We start from the raw sequence: 24,228 nt of genomic DNA, 5'->3' as shown, positions 1-24,228 counted from the left end.
CCGGGGATCCGGGGGGATGGCGATGCGTGAGAGATGGGCTGCGGGGGTGCTCTGCGCCCTGTCGGCGCTGTGCGCCGTACTGCTGACGGGCTGCCAGAGCCCTGCGGGCCTGGCGGACGGGGACAGCGGCGGCGGTGGCACCGGCAGCGGCGCGAACGGCGGCGGGGGGACCGGGCCCGGCTCGGCGCCGGCCGCCGTCCGGCCCTCCGGGTACGGGGCGGTGTTCCTGGCGATCGACGAGTGCAGCTCGTTCGGGACGGTCAGCTTCACCGAAGTCCCGTGCGACAGCGAGCGGGCGGCGGCGCGGGTCGTGGCCCGGGAGGACGGCCGTGCGGGCGACGGGCCGCCGTGCCCCGCGACCACCGACTTCGTACTGCACATCAGCGAACAGCGCCCCTCCGCCGACGAGGACGGCGACGGGGCCGTGCCACGGGGCTACGCCTGCATGCGGGGGCTCCGGCCGCCGCACCCCGGTGACCCGGGCGGCGGGGGCGGCCCGCGCACCATCGTCGGCGACTGCGTCCACGACGCCGGGGACGGCAAGGTCCGCGAGACCGCGTGCGACGGCAAGGGCAAGAAGAAGCCGCAGTTCAAGGTGGTCGAGGCGGTCGCCGTACGGGCCGACTGCCCCGCCTCGACCGGCCTCTACGTCCGCCTCGGCGGCGAACGGCCGGTGGGCTGCGCCCGGCCGCTGTGAGCGTCCGGAGACCGGAGCGGCTCAGCGGCGGCCGGGCGCGGTCACCGTCCTACGGGCGCAGCGCCGGCTCGCGCTGCACGTCCCGCTTGTCCAGCTTGGCGTCGAACGTCGCCAGCGGCTCGGCCGCCGACGGGTCCTCCTGGACCTTGGCTGAGGCGACGCCCGCCCAGTCGAGGATGCGGGCCGTGGCGAGGGCCTTCTCCTCGGGCACCAGACCGGCCACGTTGGCGCCGTGGTTCATGCCGGGCGCGGTGAGGACGTAGGAGTCACGCGCGCCGTGCCCGAGACGGAAGGGCTCGGCACCCCACGGGTCGTTCTCGCCGTACACGAACAGCATCTGGTCGGCGTTGTGCCGCACCCAGCGGTCGACGTCCCGCATCGCCCACGGCTCGAACCTCATCGGGATCGAGCGTGGCACGAAGTTGCGCGGCGGCTGGTAGCCGTAGCGGATGTACTTCTTCTCGATGTGCGGGAAGTGGATCGTCGGCGCGCCCAGCTGCGTGCCCGCCTGGTAGTAGTACGGCGTGTACGGGGCCAGGCCCTGGTCCGTGTAGAAGGAGAAACCGGAGATCGTGTCGATGGAGTTCCAGATCTCGTCGTCCGTCGCGTTCTTCGCGTCGGCCGGGATGTCGGCGCAGTCCTTCACGGTGCTGTACTGCCAAAAGCCCCAGACGTAGTCGAGGACGACGGCCTCGTAGGCGCGGTCCAGGCTGCCGACGGTGTCGAAGGTGTAGCCCTCCTCGGCCGCGTACGCCTCGTACTTCTTCTTGAGCGGCGCCCGCCGCACCAGCGCCTCGCGCTGCACGCCGTTCAGCCGGTCGCGGCACTCCTCGGTGCCTACCCGGGCGAAGAAGCGGTCGTAGGCCCGGTCCTCGCGGTTCACCACGTCGTTGGGGGCGACGTAGGCGACGACGCCGTCCATGTCGCGCGGGTAGAAGCGCTCGTAGTAGGTGGCGGTCATGCCGCCCTTGGAGCCGCCGGTGGAGATCCAGTTCTCGGAGTAGACCGGCTTGAGCGCCTTGAAGATGCGGTGCTGGTCGCTCGCGGCCTGCCAGATGTCCAGCTTGGACCAGTCGGCCGGCTCGGGCCGGGACGGGGTGAAGTAGCGGTACTCCATGGAGACCTGGTTGCCGTCCACGATCTGGGTCGGCTCGCGGCGGCCGGGGTTGGTGGAGACGCTGTAGCCGCCGGTGTAGAAGACCGTCGGGCGGTTGACGTCCTTGTGCAGCACGGTGATCCGCTGCTGGAACGTGCCCTTGGACGGGCGCCGGTGGTCGACCGGCTGGGTGTAGTTGAGGACGAAGAAGCGGTAGCCGGTGTACGGCTTCTCCTCGATCAGGCTCATGCCCGGTATGGACAGCAGCCGGTCCTTGATGTCGACGGCCTTCGGCTCGGCGGCGGTGGCCGCGCCCGCCGTGCTGACGGTGCCTATGAGCACCACGAGCGCCAGCAGCCATCTGAGCGCCTTGCGCATGCACCCTCCCTGTGAAACGGATGTGCGCCGGAAGCTATCGGAGCAAGTCACCCGCACACCAGGGGAGATCGGAGATTGGCTGCCGGGAGCCGGTTCAGCAGAGGATCCAGCCGGAGCTGACCGAGCCCCGGGACACCTCGCCCCGCACCCACACGCAGCGCTTGCCGGCGTGCACGGTCACCGGCCCCGCCCGGTAGGCGTACCGCCCCGAGTCCACGACCGGACGGCTGCCGCGCGCCTGCACGCTGACGGACATCGGCCGCCTGGTCCCGGGCTTCTTGGGGACGGTGACGGCGCACATGTAGCCGCCGCGCTTGTAGACGAGGACGGACCCCGTGGAGAACGGCAGCGTGCGGACCTTGCGGCCCGGGCACGCCGCGGCGGCCTGTGCCTCGTGCGGCATCGCCACGGCGAGCAGTCCGGCCGCGGTCAGCACGGCCGTGCCGAGCGCCAGCCGCCGGCGTATCGCGGCAACACCCTTGTCCACTGCGGTCCCCCTCCGTCCGCGACGCGCGGCGCTACTGACCCACGACGCCGCCGACGTACGGATGTACGGACGCACGGCGTGTGTCGAATGGTTGCGCGGACATCACCGCAGGACACCGACCGGCTCCTCCGGTTCGGCCGCCCCGACGAACGTCCGCCACAGTCGCGCGTACCGCCCGCCGAGCGCCAGCAGTTCGTCGTGCGTGCCGTCCTCGGCGACCCGGCCGTCGTCCATGACGACGACGCGGTCGGCGCGGGCGGCGGTGGTCAGCCGGTGCGCGACGACGAGCGTCGTACGGCGGCCCGCGATGCGGTCGGTGGCCTGGTTGACCTGCGCCTCGGTGGCCAGGTCCAGGGCCGCCGTCGCCTCGTCGAGGAGCAGTACGTCGGGGTCGACCAGCTCGGCGCGGGCCAGCGCGATCAGCTGCCGCTGCCCGGCGGAGAGGTTGCGGCCCCGCTCGGCGACCTCGTGGAGGTAGCCGCCCTCCAGCGTGGCGATCATCTCGTGGGCGCCGACCGCCCGCGCCGCCGCCTCCACCTCGGCGTCGGTGGCGTCCGGGCGGCCGTAGGCGATGGCGTCCCGGACGGTGCCGGGGAAGAGGTACGCCTCCTGCGGGACGACGCCCAGGCGGTGCCGGTACGCGGTGAGGTCGAGGTCGCGCAGGTCCCGCCCGTCGACGGTCACCCGTCCGCCCGTCGGGTCGTAGAACCGGGCCACCAGTTTGACCAGCGTCGACTTGCCCGCGCCGGTCTCGCCGACGAAGGCGACGGTCTGCCCCGCGGGGACGTGCAGGTCGATGCCGGTGAGCGCCGCCTCCGCCTCGTCGGCGCCCCCGTACGTGAAGTGCACGTCCTCGAACGCGATCTCGCCGCGCAGGGAGGTCACGCCGGACGGCTTCTCCGACGCCCGGGTCGAGGCCGGCTCCCGCAGCAGTTCCTGGATGCGGCCGAGGGAGACGGACGCCTGCTGGTAGCCGTCGAAGACCTGGGAGAGCTGCTGGACGGGCGCGAAGAACAGGTCGATGTAGAGCAGGTACGCCACCAGCGCACCGGTCGTCAACGTCGCGGCGTCGATCCGCGCGCCACCGACGATCAGCACGGCGGCGGCCGCCGCCGAGGACAGCAGCTGCACGAACGGGAAGTAGACCGAGATCAGCCACTGGCCCCGGATACGGGCCTGCCGGTAGCTGTCGCTGCGCTCGGCGAACCGCCGCCCGCCGTCGTGCTCGCGCCGGAAGGCCTGCACGATCCGCAGTCCGGCCACCGACTCCTGGAGGTCGGCGTTGACCGAGGAGACCCGTTCCCGGGCCAGCTCGTACGCCTTCACGCTGGCCTTGCGGAAGAAGTACGTGGCGATGATCAGCGGCGGCAGGGTCGCGAAGACCACGAGCGCGAGTTCCACGTCGATGACCAGCAGGGCGACCAGGATGCCGAAGAAGGTGACGACCGAGACGAAGGCGGTGACGAGTCCCGTCTGCAGGAACGTCGACAGCGCGTCCACGTCCGTCGTCATCCGGGTCATGATCCGGCCGGTCAGCTCGCGCTCGTAGTAGTCGAGGCCGAGCCGCTGGAGCTGGGCGAATATCTTCAGCCGGAGCGAGTACAGGATCCGCTCCCCAGTCCGGCCGGTCATGCGGATCTCGCCGGTCTGCGCCGTCCACTGGGCGAGCACCGCGAGCAGCCCCAGCAGCGAGGCCGCCCAGACGGCGCCGAGGGCGGTCTGGGTGACGCCCTCGTCGATGCCGTGCCGGATCAGCACCGGCAGCAGCAGGCCCATGCCGGCGTCCACGGCGACCAGGGCGAGGCTGATCAGCAACGGTGTCCGGAAGCCGCGCAGCAGGCGGCGCAGGCCGTACGACTCCTCCGGCTGCACGGCCCGCGCCTCGTCGACGTCCGGGGTCCCGTCGGCCGGGGGCAGCGCGTCGACCTGGGCGAGCAGCTCCGGGGTGGCCGGGGTGCCGGCGAGGGCGGTGTCCTTGGGCGCGCGGTCACCGGTCCACAGCCGTGGCGTGACCCCGCGCTCGGCGTCGAACTCGGCGTCCAGCTCGTCCCGTACGGAGGTGTCCTCGGCGGGCGCGGCGGGCCGGGCGTGTCCCGGTGACACCCCGCCCAGCTCGTCGGGGTCGGTCAGCAGGCGCCGGTAGAGGGCGGAGCGTTCCTGGAGCTCCTCGTGGGTGCCGAGGTCGGCGAGGCGGCCGCGGTCGAGGACGGCGATGCGGTCGGCGAGGCCGAGGGTGGAGCGGCGGTGCGCGATGAGGAGTGTGGTCCGGCCCCGCATGACCTGCTTCAGCGCCTCGTGGATCTCGTGCTCGACGCGGGCGTCCACGGCGGACGTGGCGTCGTCGAGGACCAGCAGCCGGGGGTCGGTGAGGATCGCGCGGGCGAGTGCCACGCGCTGGCGCTGCCCGCCGGAGAGGGTCAGGCCGTGCTCGCCGACGGTGGTGTCGTAGCCGTCGGGCAGCTCGGTGATGAACCGGTGCGCCTGTGCGGCCCGGGCCGCGGCCTCGATCTCCTCGTCGGTGGCGTCCGGACGGCCGTACGCGATGTTGGCGCGCACGGTGTCCGAGAAGAGGAAGGAGTCCTCGGGCACGAGCCCGATGGCGGCCCGCAGTGAGTCGAGGGTCAGCTCCCGCACGTCGTGGCCGCCGATGAGGACGGCCCCGCGCGTCACGTCGTAGAAGCGCGGCAGGAGCAGGGAGACCGTGGACTTGCCGGAACCGGAGGAGCCGACCACGGCGAGGGTCTCGCCCGCGCGGATCTCGAAGGAGAGCCCGTCGAGGACGGGCCGGCTCGTCCCGGACTCCGAGGCGTAGCCGAAGGCGACGTCGTCGAACTCGACGGTCGCGGGCGCGTCGGTGGGCAGCTGCCTGGTGCCGTCCTCGATGCCGGGCTCGGTGTCGATCAGCTCCAGGACGCGCTCGGTGCCGGCGCGGGCCTGCTGGCCGACGGTGAGGACCATGGCGAGCATCCGGACCGGGCCGACGAGCTGGGCGAGGTAGGTGGAGAAGGCGACGAAGGTGCCGAGCGTGATGTTCCCGCGTACGGCCAGCCAGCCGCCGAGGGCGAGCATCGCGACCTGGCCGAGCGCGGGGACGGCCTGGAGGGCGGGCGTGTAGGTGGCGTTGAGCCTGATCGTCCGCAGCCGCCCGGCGAAGAGCCTGCGCCCGACTTCCCTGAGCTTGCCGGTCTCCTGGTCCTCCTGTCCGAAGCCCTTCACCACGCGTACGCCGCTCACCGAGCCGTCGACCACTCCGGCGACGGCGGCGGCCTGGGCCTGGGCGTACCAGGTGGCGGGGTGCAGGCGGGTGCGGCTGCGGCGGGCGATGAACCACAGCGCGGGCGCCACGGCGAGTGCGACCAGAGTGAGCGGCGGGGACAGCCACGCCATGATCACCAGGGAGATCAGGAAGAGCAGGACGTTCCCGATGGTCATCGGGAGCATGAACAGCAGGCTCTGGATCAGCTGGAGGTCGCTGGTCGCCCGACCGACGACCTGCCCCGTGGACAGCTCGTCCTGCCGCTGCCCGTCGAGCCGGGTGATCGTTCCGAACATGTCGGTGCGCAGGTCGTGCTGGACGTCGAGGGCGAGCCGGCCGCCGTAGTAGCGGCGGATGTAGGTGAGGACGTAGACGATGACCGCGGCGCCGATCAGGAGGCCGGCCCAGACGGCCATGTCCCTGGTCTTGTCGCCGATCACGTCGTCGATGATCACCTTGGTGATCAACGGGACCAGGGCCATGACGGCCATGCCGCCCAGCGAGGCACCGAGGGCGAGGACGACGTCCTTGGGATAGCGCCAGGCGTAAGCCGCCAGTCGTCGTGCCCATCCCCGTTGCGCGTCCACGCCGTGCCCTCCGGTCGGTCGTCCTGCTCACCTGATCTACCGCAAGGCACCAACACGGGCGAGCGGGGATTTCATCCCGCCGCGCTGATTCAGGCGCGGACCCTCAGCCGCAGGAATCGGGTCGTCTGCACGTCGTTCTGGTTGTCGTCGCTGACGAGGAGGACGTTCAGGCGGCCCCCGGTACGGCCGGTGACGGTCATGCCCTCGAAGTTGTCGAGGAGCGGGTTGGGCTGGGGCTGCCTGGCGGTGGCGCCGCGGGAGGGGCAGTCGGCGAGGTCGGCGAGGAGGGTCTTGCCGAGCGTCCCGCCGCGCCGGTCGGCCAGGTGGAGGCGGACGGTGTTGCCGACGCCGGAGGTGAAGCCGCGCTCCAGGACCAGGAGGCGTCCGTCCGGGGTCGCGGCGACCTCGGAGACGCCCAGCCCGGTGTCGGTCCGGTACGTGTACTGGGCGCCGAGCCGGAAGCCGCCGTGGCCTGTCCGCCGCCAGGTCTGGAAGCGGACCAGGTCGGCGGGGTCACCGGCGAGCGGGTACTCCATGGAGGCGATCAGGGTCCGGCCGCCGGGCAGGAGCGTGAGCCCCTCGAAGCTGCCGTTCACCCGGGCGCGGCCCGCGGGGGCGGTGCGGAGGGCGTCCGGTACGGGGAGGCGGTCGAGGATCTCGCCCGTGCGGGAGTAGCGGCGGATGGAGGGCTCGGTCTCGGAGGAGACGAGGTACGTGCCGTCGCGGTCGACGACCAGCCCTTCGGCGTCGAGGGGCGCGCCGCTCTCGTCGGCGAGCGGGATCACGCCTCGCGGCTTCAGGGTCCGCGCGTCCAGCCGGAACAGGGCGGACCGGTCGGAGAGAGCGGCGACGGACTTGCGCCGGTCGCGGGCGAGGGCGGAGAGGTTGCCGACATAGGTGCCGTCGTACGTCGTCTTGTCGAGGGCGTCGGAGAAACCGGTGAGGGAGACGGCGGGCGAGCAGTCGTTCCCCGGTGGCCTCTCGTGTGCGGTGGCCGGTCCGGCGGCGGTCAGGCAGCCGGCCGCCGCGAGACCCGCGGTGAGGGTGGCGAGGGCGGTACGGAGGGTTCTCGGGCGCATGCGCGTCACCCTAGGGCGCGGGGGTGGCCGGAAGTTGGCCGCTTTCCGAAGGGTGGGATGCGGGGACGTTCCGATGGCAAGTAATGATCCATGCCAGAGCAGAAGGAAAGCGGCCAGCGGCTGGCCGGGCGCCTGTACGCGACGCTGCGGGTACTGAGGTTCCTCGCGGTTCCCGGCAGCCCCAAGCCGACCGTCCAGGACGAGTTCAAGGACAAGGACAGTCCCGGCCAACGGATTCACGCCCTGAGACTGGACCCCTTCGGAGTTCTGGTGACCGCTGTCCAGAAGGGCCGGCACACCACGGCGATCGGCGAGGTGTTCCGCGCGATACCGGCCGTGGTGCCGGCGAAGGAGGGCGCCCTCTCGGACAACTTGGGCACGTGGGGACTGGCGGAGTTCAACGCGGGGCACCGCGCGCAGGTCGCCGCGCTCAGAGAGGATCTGCCCGACCTGCTGGGGTGACGGCGACCGGGTTCACCGCGGTCGCGTGCCCCGGCTTTCCGCGATGCGGTGGACATCGGTGAGCGCTTCGCGCATCCGGGTCAGGAGGAAGCGGAGCTGCTCAGGCGTCGCCCGTCCGTCGGCGAGCAGGTCGGCGGCATGGTCCAGCAGGTCCTCCGCCATGTCCAGTTGGGTGGTCTCGACGACATCGGCGATCCGGGACACCGGTCCGCGGCCGTCGGTCAGCAGGTAGCAGGGCTTGCCCTCGGAACCCGTCCAGGGCAGCAGCCGGGCCCGGCGCATGCCGTCGTTCACCGGGCCACCTCGACGCCGTGGATCGCACGCGGACCGAGGTCGATGCCGTGCACCGCGAACCGGAGCGCCCTGCGGCGGGCCTGTTGCCGCCCGGCCTCCGCACCTCGCTCGTGGGCCCGCAGGCAGGGGCGTACGAGCGCGTTGTCCTCGCCGCGCAGGGCGGGCATGCCGGTGCGGCGTGTGGTGACCTCCGCGGTGGGCGGGGGTGCGGCGGGCGAGGGTGCGGCGGGCGCCGTTGCCGGGGGGCGTCGTCGGCGCCGGCGGCCCGGGCCCGGCAACAGCAGGTCGAGCAGCGGAAGCAGGGGCAGCGCGGCGAGGCGGGCGATACGGTGACGCATGTCGTCGACTCCGTTGTGGTCGGTGGCCATGCCCCCGGACCGGTGCGACGGTCGCGGGGGTCTCGCTTTGTGTAGCGATACGCGTACAGAGTGAGACGGCCGGAGCTAGGCTCGCCAGGGGTGCGGATGTGACAGCGCCTTTGTCACACGGGAGTCGAACGAATGAGCAGCATCTACGGGGACTGGCTCAGGCAACAGCGTGAGGGCGCCGACCTGACGCAGCAGCAGCTGGCCGACATGGCCATCATGACGCGGTCGCACATCGCCCATATCGAGGCGGGACGGCGGGTGCCGTCGAAGGAGGACGCGCGGCGGTTGGACACGGCCCTGAACACGGGGAACGTGCTGAGCAGCTTCCTTCCGGAGGAGGAGGCCGCGGTCGCGGACTACTTCGAGGCGGCGCGGCTGCTGGAGCAACAGGCTGTGATGATCAGGGAGTTCGCGCTGTCGTTCGTCCCGGGCATCCTCCAGACGGAGGGGTACGCGCGTGCGGTTCTGAGCACCCCGTTCCCTCGCGTGGACGATGAGGAGCGTGACAGACGCCTTGTCACACGGCTTGAGCGCGCGAAGGTCCTCGACGACCCCGTCACGCCCGTAGTGTGGGCGCTACTCGACGAAGCAGTGCTTCGTCGGCGGATCGGTGGGCCGGGCGTCATGGCAGGACAGCTCGGCCACCTCGTGCACCTCGCGGAAATCGGCCGGATCCAGGTGCATGTGCTGCCGTTCGCGCTGGGCACCCACCCGCTGTTGAGCAACATGCTCACACTGATGTGGTTCGAGGACCAGCCGCCCGTGGCGTACGCCGAAGGTCTGCACATGGGCATGCTGCACGACACCCCGTCCGTGGTTCAGGAGCTGCAGCATCGCTACGATCTCGCCTTGGGCAACGCCCTGCCACTCAAGGAAACGCTGGCTCTACTCAAGGCAACGGCAAGGGACTGCGAACGCCATGACTGACCGCACCATACGCAACGCTGCGGCGCTGGGGGGCTGGCGCAGGTCCTCTCACAGCAATGATCAGGGTGGCAGTTGCCTGGAAGTGGTGGACGACTACCCCGTTGGCATACCCGTGCGGGATTCGAAGGTGCCGGACGGGCCGGCGGTGGTCTTCTCGGCGGTCGGCTGGACGTCGTTCATCACCGCCCTCCAGAAAGCCCCCTCTACCTCAAAAGCGTGAACACCCCACCCCGATCTGTCATCCACTCGCTCATCCGAGCGCCCAAAGGGAGTCGTCCGCGTCGTCCGACGCCACCCGACGACGGCGGCCGTCGCCCGCACCTCCCCCACGGCGATCCCCCGCGCGCACACAGCGACCGACGGGCCCCTGGTGCGGGTGGTGACGGAACACGTCAGCGATCTGCTGCATCCCCTCGTACCGCACGGCGGAGTGTGGCGAGACGCCGCGCTGCACTCCAGGCCCTGGAAAATCCTGTGGATCGCCCGCCCGGCCGCCCTCTGCCCCGAGGCCGTCGGCGACCAGGAGCGGGAGGACACCCTGGACGGGGCCTTCGCCGAGTTGCTGCGAGACCTGCTCGCCCCGTGGGCCGCCCCTGAGTGATCCTCTCCGCACGGGATTCACCGCCTGTCCCCAGTCGGAGCACAGCCGGCGCACATCGGCCGTGGACACGGTGGCGTGGTGACATCTGCCACCGCTCAACTGCACGCGGCCACCGAGCCGCCCCTACCGTCCCCCACACCCAGCGCGCCCCGATGGTCGCTGCCCGTCCTGCCGGCGATCCTCGCCCTGGCGGCGGGCCTGTACTCCTGGAACCTGTCCGGGGCGGGCCTGAACAGCTTCTACAGCGCCGCCGTGCTCAGCGGCACCGAGAGCTGGAAGGCGTGGTTCTTCGGCTCGCTGGACGCGGGGAACTTCCTGACCGTCGACAAGCCGCCCTTCGCCCTGATGGTCATGGGCCTGTCGTGCCGCCTGTTCGGATACGGGACCTGGCAGATGATGCTGCCGCTGATCGTGGCCGCACTGGCGACGGTCTGGATCCTGCACGCCTCCGTGAAGCGGGTCTGGGGGCACGGCGCGGCGGCGGTCGCCGCGCTGGTGCTGGCACTGACCCCGATCACGGTGGCCATCAACCGGGACAACAACCCCGACACGCTGCTGGTGTTCCTCATGGTGGGCGGGGCCGCCCTGGGCCTGCGCGCGGTCCGGGACGGGCGGCTGCCGCCCCTGCTGGGCGCGGCGGCCTGCTTCGGACTGGCGTTCAACACGAAGATGCTCCAGGGCTACATCGCGCTGCCCGCCGTCTTCGTCGTGTACGTGTACGCCACGGACCTCGGCTGGGCGAAGCGGATCAGGAACCTGGTGCTCGCCGCCGTCGCCCTGGCCGTCGCCAGCTTCTGGTGGGCGGCGGCGGTGTCCCTGGTGCCGTCCTCCGAGCGGCCGTACATCGGCGGTTCGACGGACGGCACCGCCTGGGACCTGATCACGGGCTACAACGGCCTCGGCCGCATCTTCGGCGGCGACGGCAGCATGGGCGGGGGCGGGGGCGGGGGCGGTGGAGGCGGCGGGGGCTTCTCGGGCGCCGCGGGCATCGGGCGGATGTTCAACGACGTCCTCGGTGGCCAGATCTCCTGGCTGCTCCCCTTCGCGGGCATCGCGCTCGTCGGCGGCCTGTCGCTGTGCGGCCGGGCGCCCCGCACCGACCTCACGCGCGCGGCACTGGTGCTGTGGGGCGGCTGGACGGCCCTGCACTACGTGACCTTCAGCATGGCCGAGGGCACCATGCACCCGTACTACACGACCGCGCTCGCACCGGGCATCGCGGCGTTGTGCGGAGGCGGCGGTGCCATGCTGCTGCGCGCCTTCCGGACCGACCGGCGGTGGGCGTGGGTGCTGCCCCTCGCCCTCGGTGTCACCGGGGTCTGGGCGATCGTGCTCCTGCGTCGCGCTTCCGGCTGGAACACCTGGCTGTGGCCGACGGTCGCGGTGATCATGTCGCTGGCCATCGCGGGACTGCTCGTCTTCCGTTCGGGGCGCCGGGTACGGCTGCTGGCGGTGTCCGTTGCGGCGGCCGTCGCCGCCGGGGTCGCGGGTCCGGCGGCGTACGCCTGGTCGGTGCCGTCCGGTTCGGGCGGCGGCATGGGCGGCACCAACCCGACCGCCGGACCGTCGACGGGCGGCGGCATGGGCGGCCCCGGCGAAGGAGGCGGGGGCGCTGAGGGCAGCGCGGGCCAGGGGCCCGGCGGTCAGCCGCCGGGCGGCCGGAACGGCCCGGCCGACGGCGCCATCCCCGGCGGAAGCGACGAGGCCCCCGACGGCACCGGGGCAGCGGACGGCGCACCCCCGGACGGCGGCACGGACGACGGCAACACGGACGCCAACGGCACCAACGGCACCAACGGCACCAACGGCGGCGGCAACAGCGCCATCGGTGACTCGGAGACGGACGGCGGCACGAGCGGCGGCGAGCAGCCGGGCGGTGCCGGCGGCTTCGGCGCGGCCGGCGGAGGCATGGGCGGCGGCGGCATGGGCGGCGCGAACAGTGAACTGGTCGCCTACCTCAAGAAGCATCAGGACGGAGCCAGGTGGCTCCTCGCGGTGCCGAGTTCGCAGAGCGCCGCACAGATCATCCTCGGCAGCGGCGAACCGGTCATCTCCATGTGGGGCTGGTCCGGCAGCGACAACGCCATGACCCTGACCCGGCTCAAGGAGCTGGTGAAGAACGGTGAGTTGCACTACGTCCAGGTCGGCGGCGGAGGCATGGGCGGCGGCAGGGACGGCGGCTCCGGGGTCAGCTCCGAAGTGACCGAGTGGGTCCGGGAGCACGGCACGGCCGTCGAGGAGAGCGCGTACTCCGACGCGTCCTCGTCCGACGCCTCCGACGCCGATTCCGACGCGCAGACGGAGAGCACGTCGACTGTCTACCGGATGGATCCCTCCGACGTGGACTGACCCCCACCCACCCGGCACGGCGGCCCTCGACCATCGCGGTCGGGGGCCGCCGTCACGCAATCGCCACCCTCCGTACACCCCAGCTACAACATGTCCATGTCACGCTCGTCGCACCGCTCCACTCCACCCGCGTAGATCGGACACCCCTCATGCTCGCGATACGCATACGGCGCCGGAAAGCGGTGGCCCTCGCCACGGCCGCCGTCCTCGCCGGGCTCGCCGCCCCCTCGCTGACCGCGACCACGGCCACGGCGACCACCACGCCCACCACGCCGGCCTCGAACTACGACGAGACGTACTACAGGGACGCGATCGGCAAGACCGGTACCAGCCTCAAGTCGTCCCTCCACACGATCATCAGCGACCAGACCAAGCTCTCGTACTCGGCGGTCTGGGACGCGCTGAAGAACACCGACCAGGACCCGGCCGACAGCGGCAACGTGATCCTGCTCTACTCGGGCCTCTCCCGCAGCAAGTCGTTGAACGGCGGCGACACCGGCGACTGGAACCGCGAGCACGTGTGGGCCAAGTCCCACGGCGACTTCGGCACCTCGACCGGGCCCGGCACGGACATTCACCACCTGCGTCCCGAGGACGTCCGGGTCAACGGCGTCCGGGGCAACAAGGACTTCGACAACGGCGGCAGCGGCTTCACCGACAGCGGCGGCAGCCTCACCGACTCCGACTCCTTCGAGCCCCGCGACGCCGTCAAGGGCGACGTGGCCCGCATGATCTTCTACATGGCGGTCCGCTACGAGGGCGGCGACGGCTGGGCCGACCTGGAGGTCAACGGCAGCGTCGACAACGGCAGCAGCCCGTACATCGGCAAGCTCTCCGTACTGAAGGCGTGGAACGACGAGGACCCGCCGGACGCCTTCGAGGAGCGCCGCAACCAGGTCGTCTACGACTCCTACCAGCACAACCGCAACCCGTTCGTCGACCACCCGGAGTGGGTCGAGGCGATCTGGTAGGCCGTCAGCCCAGGTGCGTCGGCGCGAACATCCGCAGTACGGCGGGGAGGACGACCACCGACGGCCCCGGCGCCGCGAGCGCCTTCGCCAGGTCCGCCTCCAGGGTCTCCGGAGAGGTACGCACTCCGGGGACCCCGAACGACTCGGCCAGGGCCACGTAGTCGGGGCGGGTCAGTTCCGTCGCCGTCGGCTGCCCGAAGGCGTCCGTCATGTACTCGCGCAGGATGCCGTAGCCGCCGTCGTCGACGATCAGCCAGGTGACGTTCAGGTCGTACTGGCGGGCGGTGGCCAGTTCGGCGATGGAGTACAGGGCGCCGCCGTCGCCGGACACCGCCAGCACCGGGTGGGTGGGGTCGGCCGCAGCGGCTCCCAGGGCCGCCGGGAAGCCGTAGCCGAGGCCGCCCGCGCCCTGGGCCGAGTGCATGGTGTTGGGGGCCTTGGCGTCGAAGGCCGACCACGCCCAGTAGGCCAGGATGGTCATGTCCCAGAAGGACGGGGCGCCGGCCGGGAGGGCCTTGCGGACGGCCGCCAGCACGTCCTGCTCCAGGGTGAGCTCCTGGGCCGCGATGCGTTCGCGGACCTTGTCCAGGACCGCGCGTACGCGTTCCGGTGCGGCGGGGTCGGTGCGCTCGTCCACCGTCTCCAGCAGGGCCTGGAGCGCGAGGCGGGCGTCGGCGTGGATGCCGAGGGCGGGGTGGTTGGACTCCAGTTTGCCGATGTCGGCCTCGATCTGGATCACCCGGCCGCGCGGCTTGAACGTGTGGTAGTTCGAGGAGAGTTCACCGAGGCCCGAGCCGACGACCAGCAGTACGTCGGCGTCCTGAAGGAAGTCCGTCGTGTGACGGTCCTCCAGCCAGGACTGGAGGGAGAGGGGGTGCGTCCACGGGAACGCGCCCTTGCCGCCGAAGGTCGTGACGACGGGGGCCTGGAGCCGCTCCGCCAGCTGCCGCAGCTTCTTCGACGCGTCCGCCCGTACGACTCCGCCGCCCGCGATGACCGCGGGGCGTTCCGCGCGCGAGAGCAGGTCGGCCGCCACCGCCGTCAGCTCGGGGCGCGGGGGCAGCTCCTCGGGAAAGGCGTCACCGCCCGTCACCACCGGGATCGACGTCTCGGCCAGGAGGACGTCCTGGGGGATCTCCACCCACACCGGTCCGTGCGGAGCGGTCAGTGCCGACGTCCACGCCTCCGCGATGGCGGACGGGATCTGGGACTGGGTGCGGACCGTGTGGACGGACTTCACCACGCCCCGGAAGGACGCCGCCTGGTCCGGGAGTTCGTGCAGATAGCCGTGGCGGCCACCGCCCAGGCCCGCCGTCGGGACCTGGCTGCTGATCGCCAGTACCGGGGCGGAGGCGGCCCGTGCCTCCTGGAGGGCGGCCAGAGAGGTGAGGGCCCCCGGGCCGGTGGACAGGAGCAGCGGGGCCGCCTCGCCGGTGATCCGGCCGTACGCGTCCGCCGCGAAACCGGCGTTGTTCTCCACCCGCAGGCCGATGTAGCGCAGGTCCGAGCGGCGCAGCGCGTCGAACATGCCGAGGGCGTGCTGGCCGGGCAGGCCGAAGACGGTGGTCGCGCCGAGCCCGGCCAGGGTCTCCACGACCAGGTCTCCGCCGTTGCGGCCGGGGGGAGGGTTCAGCGCGGCCTCCGTCTGGGCGGCGGTCGGACGGAGTACCAGGTCGTGGTCGTGGGTCACTTGTTCTCGGTCTCCTGGTCCGTCGCGCGCGCCTGGGCGATCTGGCGGCTCATGATGGTGGTCAGTTCGTAGGCGGTGTGGGACGCCGCCACCGACGTGATCTCCGCGTGGTCGTACGCGGGAGCCACCTCGACGACGTCGGCCGACACCAGGTTGCAGGATGCCAGGCCGCGCAGGATCTCCAGCAGCTCGCGGGAGGTCATGCCACCGGCCTCGGGAGTGCCCGTGCCGGGGGCGTGGGCGGGGTCCAGGCAGTCGATGTCGATGGAGATGTAGAGGGGCCGGTCGCCGATGCGCCGGCGGAGCTGGTCGGCGACCTCGTCGGCACCGCGGCGGTAGACGTCGGCGGAGGTGACGATGCCGAAGCCCATCTTCTCGTCGTCGGTGAGGTCCTGCTTGCCGTACAGGGGTCCGCGGGTGCCCACGTGGGACAGCGCCGACGTGTCGAGGATGCCCTCCTCCACCGCCCGCCGGAACGGGGTGCCGTGCGTGTACTCGGCGCCGAAGTAGGTGTCCCAGGTGTCGAGGTGGGCGTCGAAGTGGAGCAGGGCGACCGGGCCGTGCTTCTTGGCGACCGAACGCAGCAGCGGGAGGGCGATGGTGTGGTCGCCGCCCAGGGTCATCAGGCGGGCGCCGGTGCCGAGGAGGTCGTCGGCGGCGGCCTCGACGGTCTCGACGGCCTCGTTGATGTTGAAGGGGTTGACCGCTATGTCGCCGCCGTCCGCGACCTGGGCGAGGGCGAAGGGGGAGGCGTCCTGGGCCGGGTTGTAGGGGCGCAGCAGGCGGGAGGCCTCGCGGATGGCGTTGCCGCCGAAGCGGGCTCCCGGCCGGTAGGAGACGCCCGAGTCGAACGGCACGCCGACCACGGCGACGTCGGCGGTACCGACCTCGTCGAGGCGGGGCAGCCGGGCGAAGGTCGCGGGGCCCGCGTACCGGGGGACGCGGGAGGAGTCGACGGGGCCGCGGGGCGTCTCGTTGCTGCTCATGTACTGCCTTCCTTCTTACGCTTCGTCGCGTATGTACTACTGCGGTCCGACTCTACTGGTGAGCCGGGACCGCCGGTTCGGGCTGGGGTTCGGGGGCCCGGCCGGCGAGGCGTTCGCGCCAGGCGGTGAGGATCGCCTCGTCGGTGGGGCGGGTCGCCAGGGAGACGGCGACGTAGACGGCGAGGGAGGCGAGCAGGCCGTAGTAGACGGGCTGGTTGGCGAGGATGCCGTAGGCCGCCATCAGGCCGACGACCGCGAGGCCGCCGACGGCGACGGCGGCGAGGGCGCCCTGTGCGGTACCGCGCTTCCACAGCAGCCCGCCGAGGATGGGGACGAGGAGGCCGCCGACGAGGAGGTTGTAGGCCACGGTGAGGGCCTCGACGACGTCGTTGAGGGCGATGGCGGTGCCGATCACGGCGAGGCCCATGACGAGGATGAAGAGGCGGTTGCCCTTCACCTCGTCGTGCGCACCGCCGTGTACCCCGCCGTCCTCGCCCTCCGTCTTGCGCAGCACGCCGCGCAGCCGGGACCAGATGTCGTTGTTGGCGACGGTGGCGCAGGCGATGAGGGCGCCGGAGGACGTGGACATCACGGCGGCCAGGGCGGCGGCCAGCACCAGTCCGCGTACACCCATGGGCAGCTCGTCCTTGACGATGGTGGCGAAGGCGTCGTCGGGGCTGCCGAGGTTCGGGTAGAGCACCTTGGCCGCCGTGCCGATGACCGCGCCGGCGACGGCGTAGACGAGGCAGTAGGTGCCGGCGATGGTCCCGCCCCACTTCGCGGTGCGGTCGCTGCCCGCGGTGAAGACGCGCTGCCAGATGTCCTGACCGATGAGCATGCCGAAGGTGTAGATCAGCACGTAGGTGAAGATGGTCTCGCCGCCGACGCCCAGCGGATCGAAGTACGAGGTCGGCAGCTGCGCCTTCATCTCGCCGAAGCCGCCGGCCTTGACGACCGCGATGGGCAGCAGCAGGAGCAGCACGCCGATGGTCTTCACCACGAACTGCACCATGTCGGTGAGCGTGATGGACCACATGCCGCCGAGCGTCGAGTAGGCGACGACGATCGTGCCGCCGAGGATGATCGCGAGGGTGCGGTTCACGTCGAAGAGGACGTCGAAGATCGTGGCGTAGGCGATGGTGGAGGTGACGGCCAGCATCAGGGTGTACGCCCACATGACGACGCCGGAGATGACGCCCGCCCTGCCGCCGTAGCGCAGGTCGAGCATCTCGGAGACGGTGTAGACCTTCAGGCGGGCGATGCGCGCGGAGAAGAAGACGGAGAGGGCGAGCAGGCCGAGGCCGATGGTGACGACCATCCAGGCGCCGGAGAGTCCGTATTGGTAGCCGAGGCCGACGCCGCCGATGGTGGACGCGCCGCCGAGGACGATCGCCGCCATGGTGCCGGAGTACATCGCGGGCCCGAGCCGGCGTCCGGCGACGAGGAACTCGCTCTTGGACCTGGCGCGGCGCATGCCCCACCAGCCCATGGCCAGCATGCCGGCGAGATAGACGACGATCACTATGTAGTCGACGGCCATAAGGGGCCCTCCTTCGCGCACTCTCGGTGGCGTGTCGTGCGATGGGTTCGTCCGGTGGGATTTCTCCGGTGGCGCCTCGCGGGGACATCCGCCCGTACCCGCGGCCGCCGGTCTGGATTCCGGTCCGGGTTGACACTAGGTGGCTGAAAAGCGGCTGCGAAGTGTACGTTTCATCCATTCCGGAACGCTTCGATGGAGGAAACGTCCACCATGCAGGAATCGGCCGTTCCGCCCATGCCTCCGACACCCCCGGTGTCCCTCGCGGCCCTGCTGTCCCGTGAGGACCTGGCCCTGCGGCAGCTCGCCGGGCCCCCGGCCGCGGAGGTGACGGTCCACTGGGCGCACACCTCGGAGATGTCCGACCCCTTTCCGTACCTGCTGGGTGGCGAGCTGCTGCTGACGGCGGGCGTGCACATCCCCGCCGACGCTGCGGGCTCGCGGCCGTACTTCGAGGACTACGTGTCCCGGATCGTGGCGGCGGGCGGCGCCGCGCTCGGCTTCGGGGTGGCGCCGGTGCACGACACCGTGCCGGGGGCGCTGGTCGCGGCCTGCGAGGCGTACCGGCTGCCGCTGGTGGAGGTGCCGCCGAGGACGACGTTCTCGGGCGTGGCCCGCGCGGTGTGGCAGTTGATGGCGCAGGCACGGCTGGCCGAACTGCGCCGGGTCTCCGAGGCCCAGCAGGGTCTGGCCGCCGCGGCCTCACGTCCGGATCCGGTGCCCTCCGTGCTGCGTCGGCTGGCCACCCGGCTCGACGGGCGGGCGGTGCTGTACGGGCCGGAGGGCGCGGAGATCGCGGCGGCGGGGCGGGAGCCCGCGAGCGAGGTGCGGCGGGCGCTGGCGGAGCTGGCCCGGTTCGTCACCGGCCACGCCTCCGCCACCGCGACGGACACGGTCGCCGGCACCCGTCTCGCCGCGTACGCCCTCGGCACCGGGCAGGGCTTCGTCCTCGGGGTCGCCGCCCCGCACCGGGAAGCCGGGGACCACACCATCGCGTCGGTCGCCGCCGTGCTGCTCTCCCTCCTCACCGGCGAGCACCAGAGCGGCACGGGCGCGGCCCGCTCCTCGGCACTCGTACGGCTGCTGCTGGGCGCCCGCCCGGAGGAGGCCGCGCCCCTGCTCGGCGGCGGGGACGGCGAGGGCGCCGCCCGCTGGCACGTCGTCCACGCCCACCCGGACGCGGGCACCCCCGACCCGGTCTCCGCCTCGGCCCTGGGCGCGGTCCTCGGCTCCCCGCTGGTCGACTCGGCCGGGGACGTCGTACGGGTACTCGTCCCGGCCTCCCCCAAGCCGCCGCCCGACGCCCGGGAAACGGGGGGCGCGCCGGCGCCCTCACCCGGCCCGGGGACCGGGGCGGGTCCGGGACCGCAGGCCGGGTGGACGCTCGGGGTCAGCGCTCCCGCCGGCCCCGCCGAGTGGCCGGCCGCCGATGCCCAGGCGGCCCGCGCGCTGGCCCGGGCCAGGGCCACCCGGGTGCCGCTGGTCCGGCACGGCGCGCGGCTCGCGCTGGCCGACCTCGTGCCGGACGGCGAGGCCGAGGCGCACGCGCGTGCGCTGCTCGCGCCGGTCGCGGCCGTCCCGGCGCTCACCGAGACGCTGCGCACCTGGCTCTCCCTGCACGGCAGTTGGGACCGCACCGCCGTCGCCCTGTCCGTGCACCGCAACACCGTCCGGCAGCGCATCGCCCGCTGCGCGGCCCTGCTGGACACCGACCTCGACGACCCCGACGTACGGATGGAGTTGTGGTTCGCGCTGCGAAGGTGACCCACGTCCCAGCGTGCGATATGGCGGCGACGCCGACTGGCGGCTGCCTCACAATGGAGCCATGCCGATACCCGGGACACCCAGCCGCGCCGAACTCGCCGAACACCTCGTCAGAACGCGTATCGCGGGCGACGTCGCCACGCCCCGCGAGAACAACCTCTCCCACTACCGGAAACTGGCCAACGGTGACCGGGGCTTCTGGCTCGGCCTCGAGCTGGGCGACCGCTGGAGTGACGAGCAGGACGTGCTCGCGGTGATGGCGGAGCGGGTCGGCGTCAACGACGACCCGGAATACCGGTACGGCCAGGACACCATCGACCCCGAGCTGACCGTGGCCGCGCTGGAACGCATGGCCGGGCGGCTGCGCAAGGCCGCCGACGGCGGGCAGCGGGTGCTGTTCGCGACCGGCCACCCGGGCGGCCTGCTCGACGTGCACCGCGCCACGGCCGACGCGCTGCGCACCGCCGGATGCGAGATCGTCGTGATCCCGGAAGGGCTGACGACGGAGGAGGGATACGTCCAGCAGTTCGCGGACGTGGCGGTGCTGGAGCACGGTGCCTCGCTGTGGCACACCCATTCCGGTGAACCGATGAAGGCGATCCTCACCGGTCTGGAGCGCGCGGGCCGCCCGCTGCCCGACCTGGTCGTCGCCGACCACGGCTGGGCCGGTTACGCCGGTCAGCACGGCGTCGACTCCGTCGGCTACGCGGACTGCAACGACCCGGCGCTCTTCCTCGCCGAGTCCGAGGGCACCCTCCAGGTCGCGGTGCCGCTGGACGACCACGTGGTCAGCCCCCGCTACTACGACCCGATGACGGCGTACCTGCTGACGGAGGCGGGGCTGAGGTAGTCCTCTCCCACCGGTCCCGTTTGCCCCGCCGGGCCGTCACGGCCACGGGTTCAGTCCCTCCGAGCGGCGCTGCGCGAACCCGGGCGTCGGGTCCAGGTAGACCCGGCGCACCACCGGGAACTCCTCCCGCAGCCGCTGCTCGGCCCGCTCGCACGCCCACTCGATCTGCGCCGCCGTCGCCACGTCCCGGAAGTCGACCTTGGCGGCGACCAGCACCTCCCGCGGGCCCTGCACGAGGGTGACCAGCTCCAGTACGGCCTCGATGTGCTCGACGGCCACCAGTTCCGCCCGGATCCGGTCCCGCACGGTGCGGGGCAGCGGGCGGCCGATGAGGAACTCGGCGTTGGAGCGGCCCAGCACCCAGGCGACGTACAGCAGCAGGGCGCCGATGCAGAGCGAGGCGACGCCGTCCCAGACGCCGGAGCCGGTGAGCTGTCCGCCGAGCAGTCCGCCCGCGGCCAGCAGCAGGCCGGCGAGGGCGGCGGAGTCCTCCATGACGACGGCCTTCACCGCGGTGTCGGGGGTGCGGCGCAGATAGCGGCCGAAGGGCACCCTGTAGTGGCGGGCCTCGCCGCGCGCCTGCTTCAGGCCGGTGCGCAGGGAGTAGCCCTCCAGGAGGAAGGCGACGGCCAGGACGACGTACGCCACCAGCGGGTCGCCGGGTTCCTCCGCGTGGGTGAGGGCGTGGACGCCGTCGTAGAGGGCGAAGACCGCGCCGCCGACGAAGGTGGCGACGGCGGCGAGCAGGGCCCAGATGTAGCGTTCGGGGCCGTGGCCGAGGGGGTGGTCCTCGTCGGCGGGGCGGGTGCTGCGTCTGAGTGAGGTCAGCAGCAGGACCTCGGTGACGGTGTCGGCGACCGAGTGCGCGGCCTCCGACAGCATCGCGCTGGACCCGCTGAGCACGCCGGCCACCGCCTTGGCGACGGCGATGCCCAGATTGGCGAGGGCGGCGACGATCACCGTGAAGGTGCTGTCGCCGCCGCCCGTCGTGTCCCGTGCTTCCCGTGCAGGTTCCGCCATGCCCCTCAGTGTTCCCGAGGGACGCGGACCACGCCTTCCTGGATGACCGAGATGGCGAGCCGCCCGTCCTCGGTGTGGATGCGGGCCTGGCCGAGTCCCCGGCCGCCGGACGCGGACGGCGACTGCTGGTCGTACAGGAGCCACTCGTCGGCACGGAAGGGCCGGTGGAACCACATCGCGTGGTCCAGCGAGGCCCCGACGACGTCACCGACGGCCCAGCCGCCGCGGCCGTGCGCGAGCAGGACCGAGTCGAGGAGGGTCATGTCGGAGACGTAGGTGGCGAGGACGACGTGCAGGAGGGGGTCGTCCGCGAGCTTGCCGTTGGTGCGGAACCACACCTGGGAGTGCGGCTCGCGCGGGGTGCCGAAGTCGCCGAAGGGCGGGTCGTCGACGTAGCGCAGGTCGACGGCGGCGCGGGCCTCGAGGAAGCGTTCGACGGTGTCGGCGGGCAGGTGCGGGTAGCTCCGGAGCCGCTCCTCACCGGTGGGGAGCGTCGCCGGGTCCGGCGCGGCCGGCATGGGGGCCTGGTGGTCGAGGCCCTCCTCGTACGTCTGGAAGGACGCCGACAGGGTGAAGATCGGCTTGCCGTGCTGGACGGCGACCACGCGGCGGGTGGTGAAGGAGCGGCCGTCGCGCAGCCGGTCGACGTTGTAGACGATGGGGGCGCCGGGGTCGCCGGGACGCAGGAAGTACGCGTGCAGGGAGTGCGCGTGCCGCTCCTCGGGGACCGTGCGGCCGGCCGCGACCAGCGCCTGGGCGGCCACCTGCCCGCCGAAGACCCGGGGGACGACGGCGGAGCGGGAGCGGCCGCGGTAGATGTCCTCCTCGATCCGCTCGAGGTCGAGCAGGTCGAGGAGGGACTGGAGTGCTTCGCTCATGTCCTGGAGACTCTGGAGACTCTGTGGTCCACAGGCCGGTCTACAGGCCCATGTTCTTCGCGATGATCATCTTCATGACCTCGCTGGTGCCGCCGTAGATGCGGTTGACGCGGTTGTCCGCGTACAGGCGGGCGATCGGGTACTCGTTCATGTAGCCGTAGCCGCCGTGCAGCTGGAGGCAGCGGTCGATGACGCGGTGGGCGACCTCGGTGCAGAACAGCTTGGCGCTGGCGGCCTCGGCGGGGGTGAGCTCGCCGGCGTCCAGGGCCTCGGTGGCGCGGTCGGCGACGGCCTCGGCGGCGTCCACCTCGGCCTGGCAGGCGGCCAGCTCGAACTTGGTGTTCTGGAAGTGGGCGACCGGCTTGCCGAAGACGGTGCGGTCCTGCACGTACTGCTTGGCGAACCGGACCGCGGCCTTGGCCTGGGCGTAGGCGCCGAAGGCGATGCCCCAGCGCTCGGAGGCCAGGTTGTGCCCGAGGTAGGAGAAGCCCTTGTTCTCCTCGCCGAGCAGGTCCTCGACGGGCACCTTGACGTCGACGAAGGCCAGCTCGGCGGTGTCGGAGGTACGCAGGCCCAGCTTGTCCAGCTTGCGGCCCACCGAGTAGCCCTCGGACTTGGTGTCCACGGCGAACAGGGAGATGCCGTGGCGGCGGTCCTCGGCCGTGGGCGCGGCGGTGCGGGCGCAGACGATCACCTTGTCGGCGTGCACGCCGCCGGTGATGAAGGTCTTGGCGCCGTTGAGGACGTAGTGGGTGCCGTCCTCGGAGAGCTTGGCGGTGGACTTCATGCCCGCGAGGTCGGAACCGGTGCCCGGCTCCGTCATCGCGATCGCCCACATCTCCTCGCCGCTGACGAACTTCGGCAGGAAGCGCTTCTTCTGCTCGTCGGTGGCCAGCATCTTGATGTACGGCAGGGCGAGCAGCACGTGCACGCCGGAGCCGCCGAACTGCACGCCCGCGCGGGCGGTCTCCTCGTACAGGACGGCCTCGAACTTGTGGCTGTCCATGCCCGCGCCGCCGAACTCCTCCGGCACGTTGATGCCGAAGATGCCCAGCTCGCCGAGCTTGTGGTAGAACTCGCGCGGCGCCTGGCCCGCGGCGAACCACTCGTCGTAGACGGGGACGACCTCGGCCTCGATGAAGGCGCGGATGGTCTCCCGGAACGCCTCGTGGTCCTCGTTGAACACCGTACGGCGCACCGCGCCACCTCCAGGGTACGTATCTAAGCGCTTGCTCAGACTTCACCGTACCGGCGGGTAGGGAGAGGCGTCCAGAGTGGGACGCGGGTAACCCTCGTCACTCCCCCGCCCACGCCGCCCCCCTTCAGCCGGCGGCCACCGCCGCGAACGCCCCGCGCGCCATCCGGTGCAGCAGCGACGCCGTCACCGCGCGGCCCGGCAGGGAGCCGGGGCGGCCCAGGTGCGGCGTGGAGTTCAGCAGGCCGAAGACCGAGTGGACCGCCGAGCGGGCGCTCGGTTCGGGCACCGCCGGGTAGACCTCGCGCACCACCCCGACCCACAGCTCGACGTACTGCCGCTGCAACTGCCGCACCATCTTGCGGTCCGCGTCCCGGAGGCGGTCCAGCTCGCGGTCGTGCAGGGTGATGAGCGGGCGGTCGTCGAGCGCGAAGTCGATGTGCCCCTCGATGAACGAGTCGAGGACCGCCTCGGGGCCGGTCACCCCGTCGGCCTCCGCCAGCCGCCGCTTCGCCCCGGTCAGCAGCGAGTCGCTGATCCCGACCAGCAGTTCGGCGAGCATCGCGTCCTTGCCGGCGAAGTGCCGGTAGAGGCCGGGGCCGCTGATACCGACCGCGGCCCCTATCTCGTCGACGCCGACACCGTGGAAGCCGCGCTCGGCGAAGAGCCGGGCGGCCTCCTTGAGGATCTGCTCGCGGCGGGTGGGGGCGTCGGTTCTCGTGGCCATGGAGTCAATTCTAGACAGGGAGGTTAGCG

The 24,228-nt window shown here is 72.1% G+C and carries 22 protein-coding genes; 9 read left to right on the top strand and 13 right to left on the bottom strand.

Annotation, left to right across the window (positions count from 1 at the left end):
- The first annotated feature begins 22 nt into the window (after positions 1-22).
- Positions 23-697 (top strand): hypothetical protein, encoded by a 675-nt coding sequence (locus ACZ4V1_RS01270; protein WP_468327877.1) that lies wholly within the window; start codon positions 23-25, stop codon positions 695-697.
- Between the two features lie 49 nt (positions 698-746).
- Here ACZ4V1_RS01270 and ACZ4V1_RS01265 read toward each other — a convergent pair whose 3' ends face one another.
- From ACZ4V1_RS01265 to ACZ4V1_RS01250, 4 genes are all read right to left on the bottom strand, one after another.
- Positions 747-2,171 (bottom strand): S28 family serine protease, encoded by a 1,425-nt coding sequence (locus ACZ4V1_RS01265; protein ID WP_468327875.1) that lies wholly within the window; start codon positions 2,169-2,171, stop codon positions 747-749.
- 94 nt (positions 2,172-2,265) lie between these two features.
- Entirely contained in the window at positions 2,266-2,658 is a 393-nt protein-coding gene (locus ACZ4V1_RS01260; protein ID WP_468327873.1) for a hypothetical protein, read from the bottom strand.
- 102 nt (positions 2,659-2,760) lie between these two features.
- Entirely contained in the window at positions 2,761-6,501 is a 3,741-nt protein-coding gene (locus tag ACZ4V1_RS01255; protein ID WP_468327871.1) for an ABC transporter ATP-binding protein, read from the bottom strand.
- Positions 6,502-6,590: 89 nt separating this feature from the next.
- Positions 6,591-7,580: an esterase-like activity of phytase family protein gene (locus tag ACZ4V1_RS01250; protein ID WP_468327869.1), complete on the bottom strand. Its 990-nt coding sequence runs from the start codon at positions 7,578-7,580 to the stop codon at positions 6,591-6,593.
- 90 nt (positions 7,581-7,670) lie between these two features.
- Here ACZ4V1_RS01250 and ACZ4V1_RS01245 point away from each other — a divergent pair, with 90 nt between their 5' ends.
- Positions 7,671-8,042 (top strand): hypothetical protein, encoded by a 372-nt coding sequence (locus ACZ4V1_RS01245; protein ID WP_468327867.1) that lies wholly within the window; start codon positions 7,671-7,673, stop codon positions 8,040-8,042.
- Between the two features lie 12 nt (positions 8,043-8,054).
- Here the strand turns inward: ACZ4V1_RS01245 and ACZ4V1_RS01240 are convergent, their stop codons facing one another.
- Positions 8,055-8,324: a hypothetical protein gene (locus ACZ4V1_RS01240; RefSeq protein ID WP_468328897.1), complete on the bottom strand. Its 270-nt coding sequence runs from the start codon at positions 8,322-8,324 to the stop codon at positions 8,055-8,057.
- 8 nt (positions 8,325-8,332) lie between these two features.
- Positions 8,333-8,674, bottom strand: coding sequence for a hypothetical protein (locus ACZ4V1_RS01235; protein ID WP_468327865.1), 342 nt, complete (start codon positions 8,672-8,674; stop codon positions 8,333-8,335).
- Positions 8,675-8,836: 162 nt separating this feature from the next.
- On the opposite strand from ACZ4V1_RS01235, the gene ACZ4V1_RS01230 reads away from it, so the two are divergent.
- From ACZ4V1_RS01230 to ACZ4V1_RS01210, 5 genes are all read left to right on the top strand, one after another.
- Positions 8,837-9,631 (top strand): helix-turn-helix domain-containing protein, encoded by a 795-nt coding sequence (locus ACZ4V1_RS01230; RefSeq protein ID WP_468327863.1) that lies wholly within the window; start codon positions 8,837-8,839, stop codon positions 9,629-9,631.
- The gene (locus ACZ4V1_RS01225; RefSeq protein ID WP_468327861.1) at positions 9,624-9,851 is read left to right on the top strand and encodes a DUF397 domain-containing protein; all 228 of its coding nucleotides are present in this window, start codon (positions 9,624-9,626) and stop codon (positions 9,849-9,851) included. Before ACZ4V1_RS01230 ends, ACZ4V1_RS01225 begins: the two co-directional genes overlap by 8 nt.
- 159 nt (positions 9,852-10,010) lie before the next feature.
- A complete protein-coding gene (locus ACZ4V1_RS01220; RefSeq protein WP_468327859.1) occupies positions 10,011-10,232 on the top strand; it encodes a hypothetical protein in 222 nt (73 codons plus the stop codon).
- A gap of 78 nt (positions 10,233-10,310) precedes the next feature.
- The gene (locus tag ACZ4V1_RS01215) at positions 10,311-12,581 is read left to right on the top strand and encodes an ArnT family glycosyltransferase (RefSeq protein ID WP_468327857.1); all 2,271 of its coding nucleotides are present in this window, start codon (positions 10,311-10,313) and stop codon (positions 12,579-12,581) included.
- 149 nt (positions 12,582-12,730) lie between these two features.
- Positions 12,731-13,552, top strand: a complete 822-nt coding sequence (locus tag ACZ4V1_RS01210; protein ID WP_468327855.1) for an endonuclease I family protein — start codon at positions 12,731-12,733, stop codon at positions 13,550-13,552.
- Between the two features lie 4 nt (positions 13,553-13,556).
- On the opposite strand, the gene ACZ4V1_RS01205 is transcribed toward ACZ4V1_RS01210, so the two are convergent.
- Genes ACZ4V1_RS01205 through ACZ4V1_RS01195 form a run of 3 tightly spaced genes read right to left on the bottom strand, consistent with a single transcriptional unit; the run spans position 13,557 to position 17,768 of the window.
- Complete coding sequence (locus ACZ4V1_RS01205) at positions 13,557-15,242, bottom strand: thiamine pyrophosphate-binding protein (protein ID WP_468327853.1); 1,686 nt, start codon at positions 15,240-15,242, stop codon at positions 13,557-13,559.
- The gene (speB, locus tag ACZ4V1_RS01200; RefSeq protein ID WP_468327851.1) at positions 15,239-16,228 is read right to left on the bottom strand and encodes an agmatinase; all 990 of its coding nucleotides are present in this window, start codon (positions 16,226-16,228) and stop codon (positions 15,239-15,241) included. The genes ACZ4V1_RS01205 and speB overlap by 4 nt, the downstream gene beginning before the upstream one ends.
- Before the next feature lie 52 nt (positions 16,229-16,280).
- Positions 16,281-17,768, bottom strand: coding sequence for a sodium:solute symporter family protein (locus ACZ4V1_RS01195; RefSeq protein ID WP_468327849.1), 1,488 nt, complete (start codon positions 17,766-17,768; stop codon positions 16,281-16,283).
- 192 nt (positions 17,769-17,960) lie between these two features.
- Between ACZ4V1_RS01195 and ACZ4V1_RS01190 the strand changes: the two genes are divergently transcribed.
- Entirely contained in the window at positions 17,961-19,529 is a 1,569-nt protein-coding gene (locus tag ACZ4V1_RS01190; protein WP_468327847.1) for a PucR family transcriptional regulator, read from the top strand.
- A 61-nt stretch (positions 19,530-19,590) separates the two neighbouring features.
- Complete coding sequence (locus tag ACZ4V1_RS01185; protein ID WP_468327845.1) at positions 19,591-20,379, top strand: phosphatase; 789 nt, start codon at positions 19,591-19,593, stop codon at positions 20,377-20,379.
- Between the two features lie 36 nt (positions 20,380-20,415).
- Here ACZ4V1_RS01185 and ACZ4V1_RS01180 read toward each other — a convergent pair whose 3' ends face one another.
- From ACZ4V1_RS01180 to ACZ4V1_RS01165, 4 genes are all read right to left on the bottom strand, one after another.
- Positions 20,416-21,399: a cation diffusion facilitator family transporter gene (locus ACZ4V1_RS01180; RefSeq protein ID WP_468327843.1), complete on the bottom strand. Its 984-nt coding sequence runs from the start codon at positions 21,397-21,399 to the stop codon at positions 20,416-20,418.
- 5 nt (positions 21,400-21,404) lie between these two features.
- Positions 21,405-22,277 (bottom strand): acyl-CoA thioesterase, encoded by an 873-nt coding sequence (locus tag ACZ4V1_RS01175; protein ID WP_468327841.1) that lies wholly within the window; start codon positions 22,275-22,277, stop codon positions 21,405-21,407.
- Between the two features lie 40 nt (positions 22,278-22,317).
- Positions 22,318-23,475 (bottom strand): acyl-CoA dehydrogenase family protein, encoded by a 1,158-nt coding sequence (locus tag ACZ4V1_RS01170; RefSeq protein WP_468327839.1) that lies wholly within the window; start codon positions 23,473-23,475, stop codon positions 22,318-22,320.
- Positions 23,476-23,599: 124 nt separating this feature from the next.
- On the bottom strand, positions 23,600-24,199 hold the full coding sequence (locus ACZ4V1_RS01165; RefSeq protein ID WP_468327837.1) for an SACE_7040 family transcriptional regulator: 600 nt from the start codon (positions 24,197-24,199) through the stop codon (positions 23,600-23,602).
- Positions 24,200-24,228 lie beyond the last annotated feature (29 nt).

It is taken from the genome of Streptomyces sp. NPDC028991, from assembly GCF_055564775.1.
The sequence above is the reverse complement of the archived record's forward strand: the minus strand, read 5'-3'. Positions and strand labels throughout refer to the sequence as shown.

Bases quoted from the DNA above. Each gene is read 5' to 3' on its own strand.
- ACZ4V1_RS01270 (WP_468327877.1), top strand. From the start codon at position 23: ATGCGTGAGAGATGGGCTGCGGGGGTGCTCTGCGCCCTGTCGGCGCTG.
- ACZ4V1_RS01265 (WP_468327875.1), bottom strand. From the start codon at position 2,171: ATGCGCAAGGCGCTCAGATGGCTGCTGGCGCTCGTGGTGCTCATAGGC.
- ACZ4V1_RS01250 (WP_468327869.1), bottom strand. From the start codon at position 7,580: ATGCGCCCGAGAACCCTCCGTACCGCCCTCGCCACCCTCACCGCGGGT.
- ACZ4V1_RS01245 (WP_468327867.1), top strand. From the start codon at position 7,671: ATGCCAGAGCAGAAGGAAAGCGGCCAGCGGCTGGCCGGGCGCCTGTAC.
- ACZ4V1_RS01240 (WP_468328897.1), bottom strand. From the start codon at position 8,324: ATGCGCCGGGCCCGGCTGCTGCCCTGGACGGGTTCCGAGGGCAAGCCC.
- ACZ4V1_RS01235 (WP_468327865.1), bottom strand. From the start codon at position 8,674: ATGCGTCACCGTATCGCCCGCCTCGCCGCGCTGCCCCTGCTTCCGCTG.
- ACZ4V1_RS01230 (WP_468327863.1), top strand. From the start codon at position 8,837: ATGAGCAGCATCTACGGGGACTGGCTCAGGCAACAGCGTGAGGGCGCC.
- ACZ4V1_RS01225 (WP_468327861.1), top strand. From the start codon at position 9,624: ATGACTGACCGCACCATACGCAACGCTGCGGCGCTGGGGGGCTGGCGC.
- ACZ4V1_RS01210 (WP_468327855.1), top strand. From the start codon at position 12,731: ATGCTCGCGATACGCATACGGCGCCGGAAAGCGGTGGCCCTCGCCACG.
- speB (WP_468327851.1), bottom strand. From the start codon at position 16,228: ATGAGCAGCAACGAGACGCCCCGCGGCCCCGTCGACTCCTCCCGCGTC.
- ACZ4V1_RS01195 (WP_468327849.1), bottom strand. From the start codon at position 17,768: ATGGCCGTCGACTACATAGTGATCGTCGTCTATCTCGCCGGCATGCTG.
- ACZ4V1_RS01190 (WP_468327847.1), top strand. From the start codon at position 17,961: ATGGAGGAAACGTCCACCATGCAGGAATCGGCCGTTCCGCCCATGCCT.
- ACZ4V1_RS01185 (WP_468327845.1), top strand. From the start codon at position 19,591: ATGCCGATACCCGGGACACCCAGCCGCGCCGAACTCGCCGAACACCTC.
- ACZ4V1_RS01180 (WP_468327843.1), bottom strand. From the start codon at position 21,399: ATGGCGGAACCTGCACGGGAAGCACGGGACACGACGGGCGGCGGCGAC.
- ACZ4V1_RS01175 (WP_468327841.1), bottom strand. From the start codon at position 22,277: ATGAGCGAAGCACTCCAGTCCCTCCTCGACCTGCTCGACCTCGAGCGG.
- ACZ4V1_RS01165 (WP_468327837.1), bottom strand. From the start codon at position 24,199: ATGGCCACGAGAACCGACGCCCCCACCCGCCGCGAGCAGATCCTCAAG.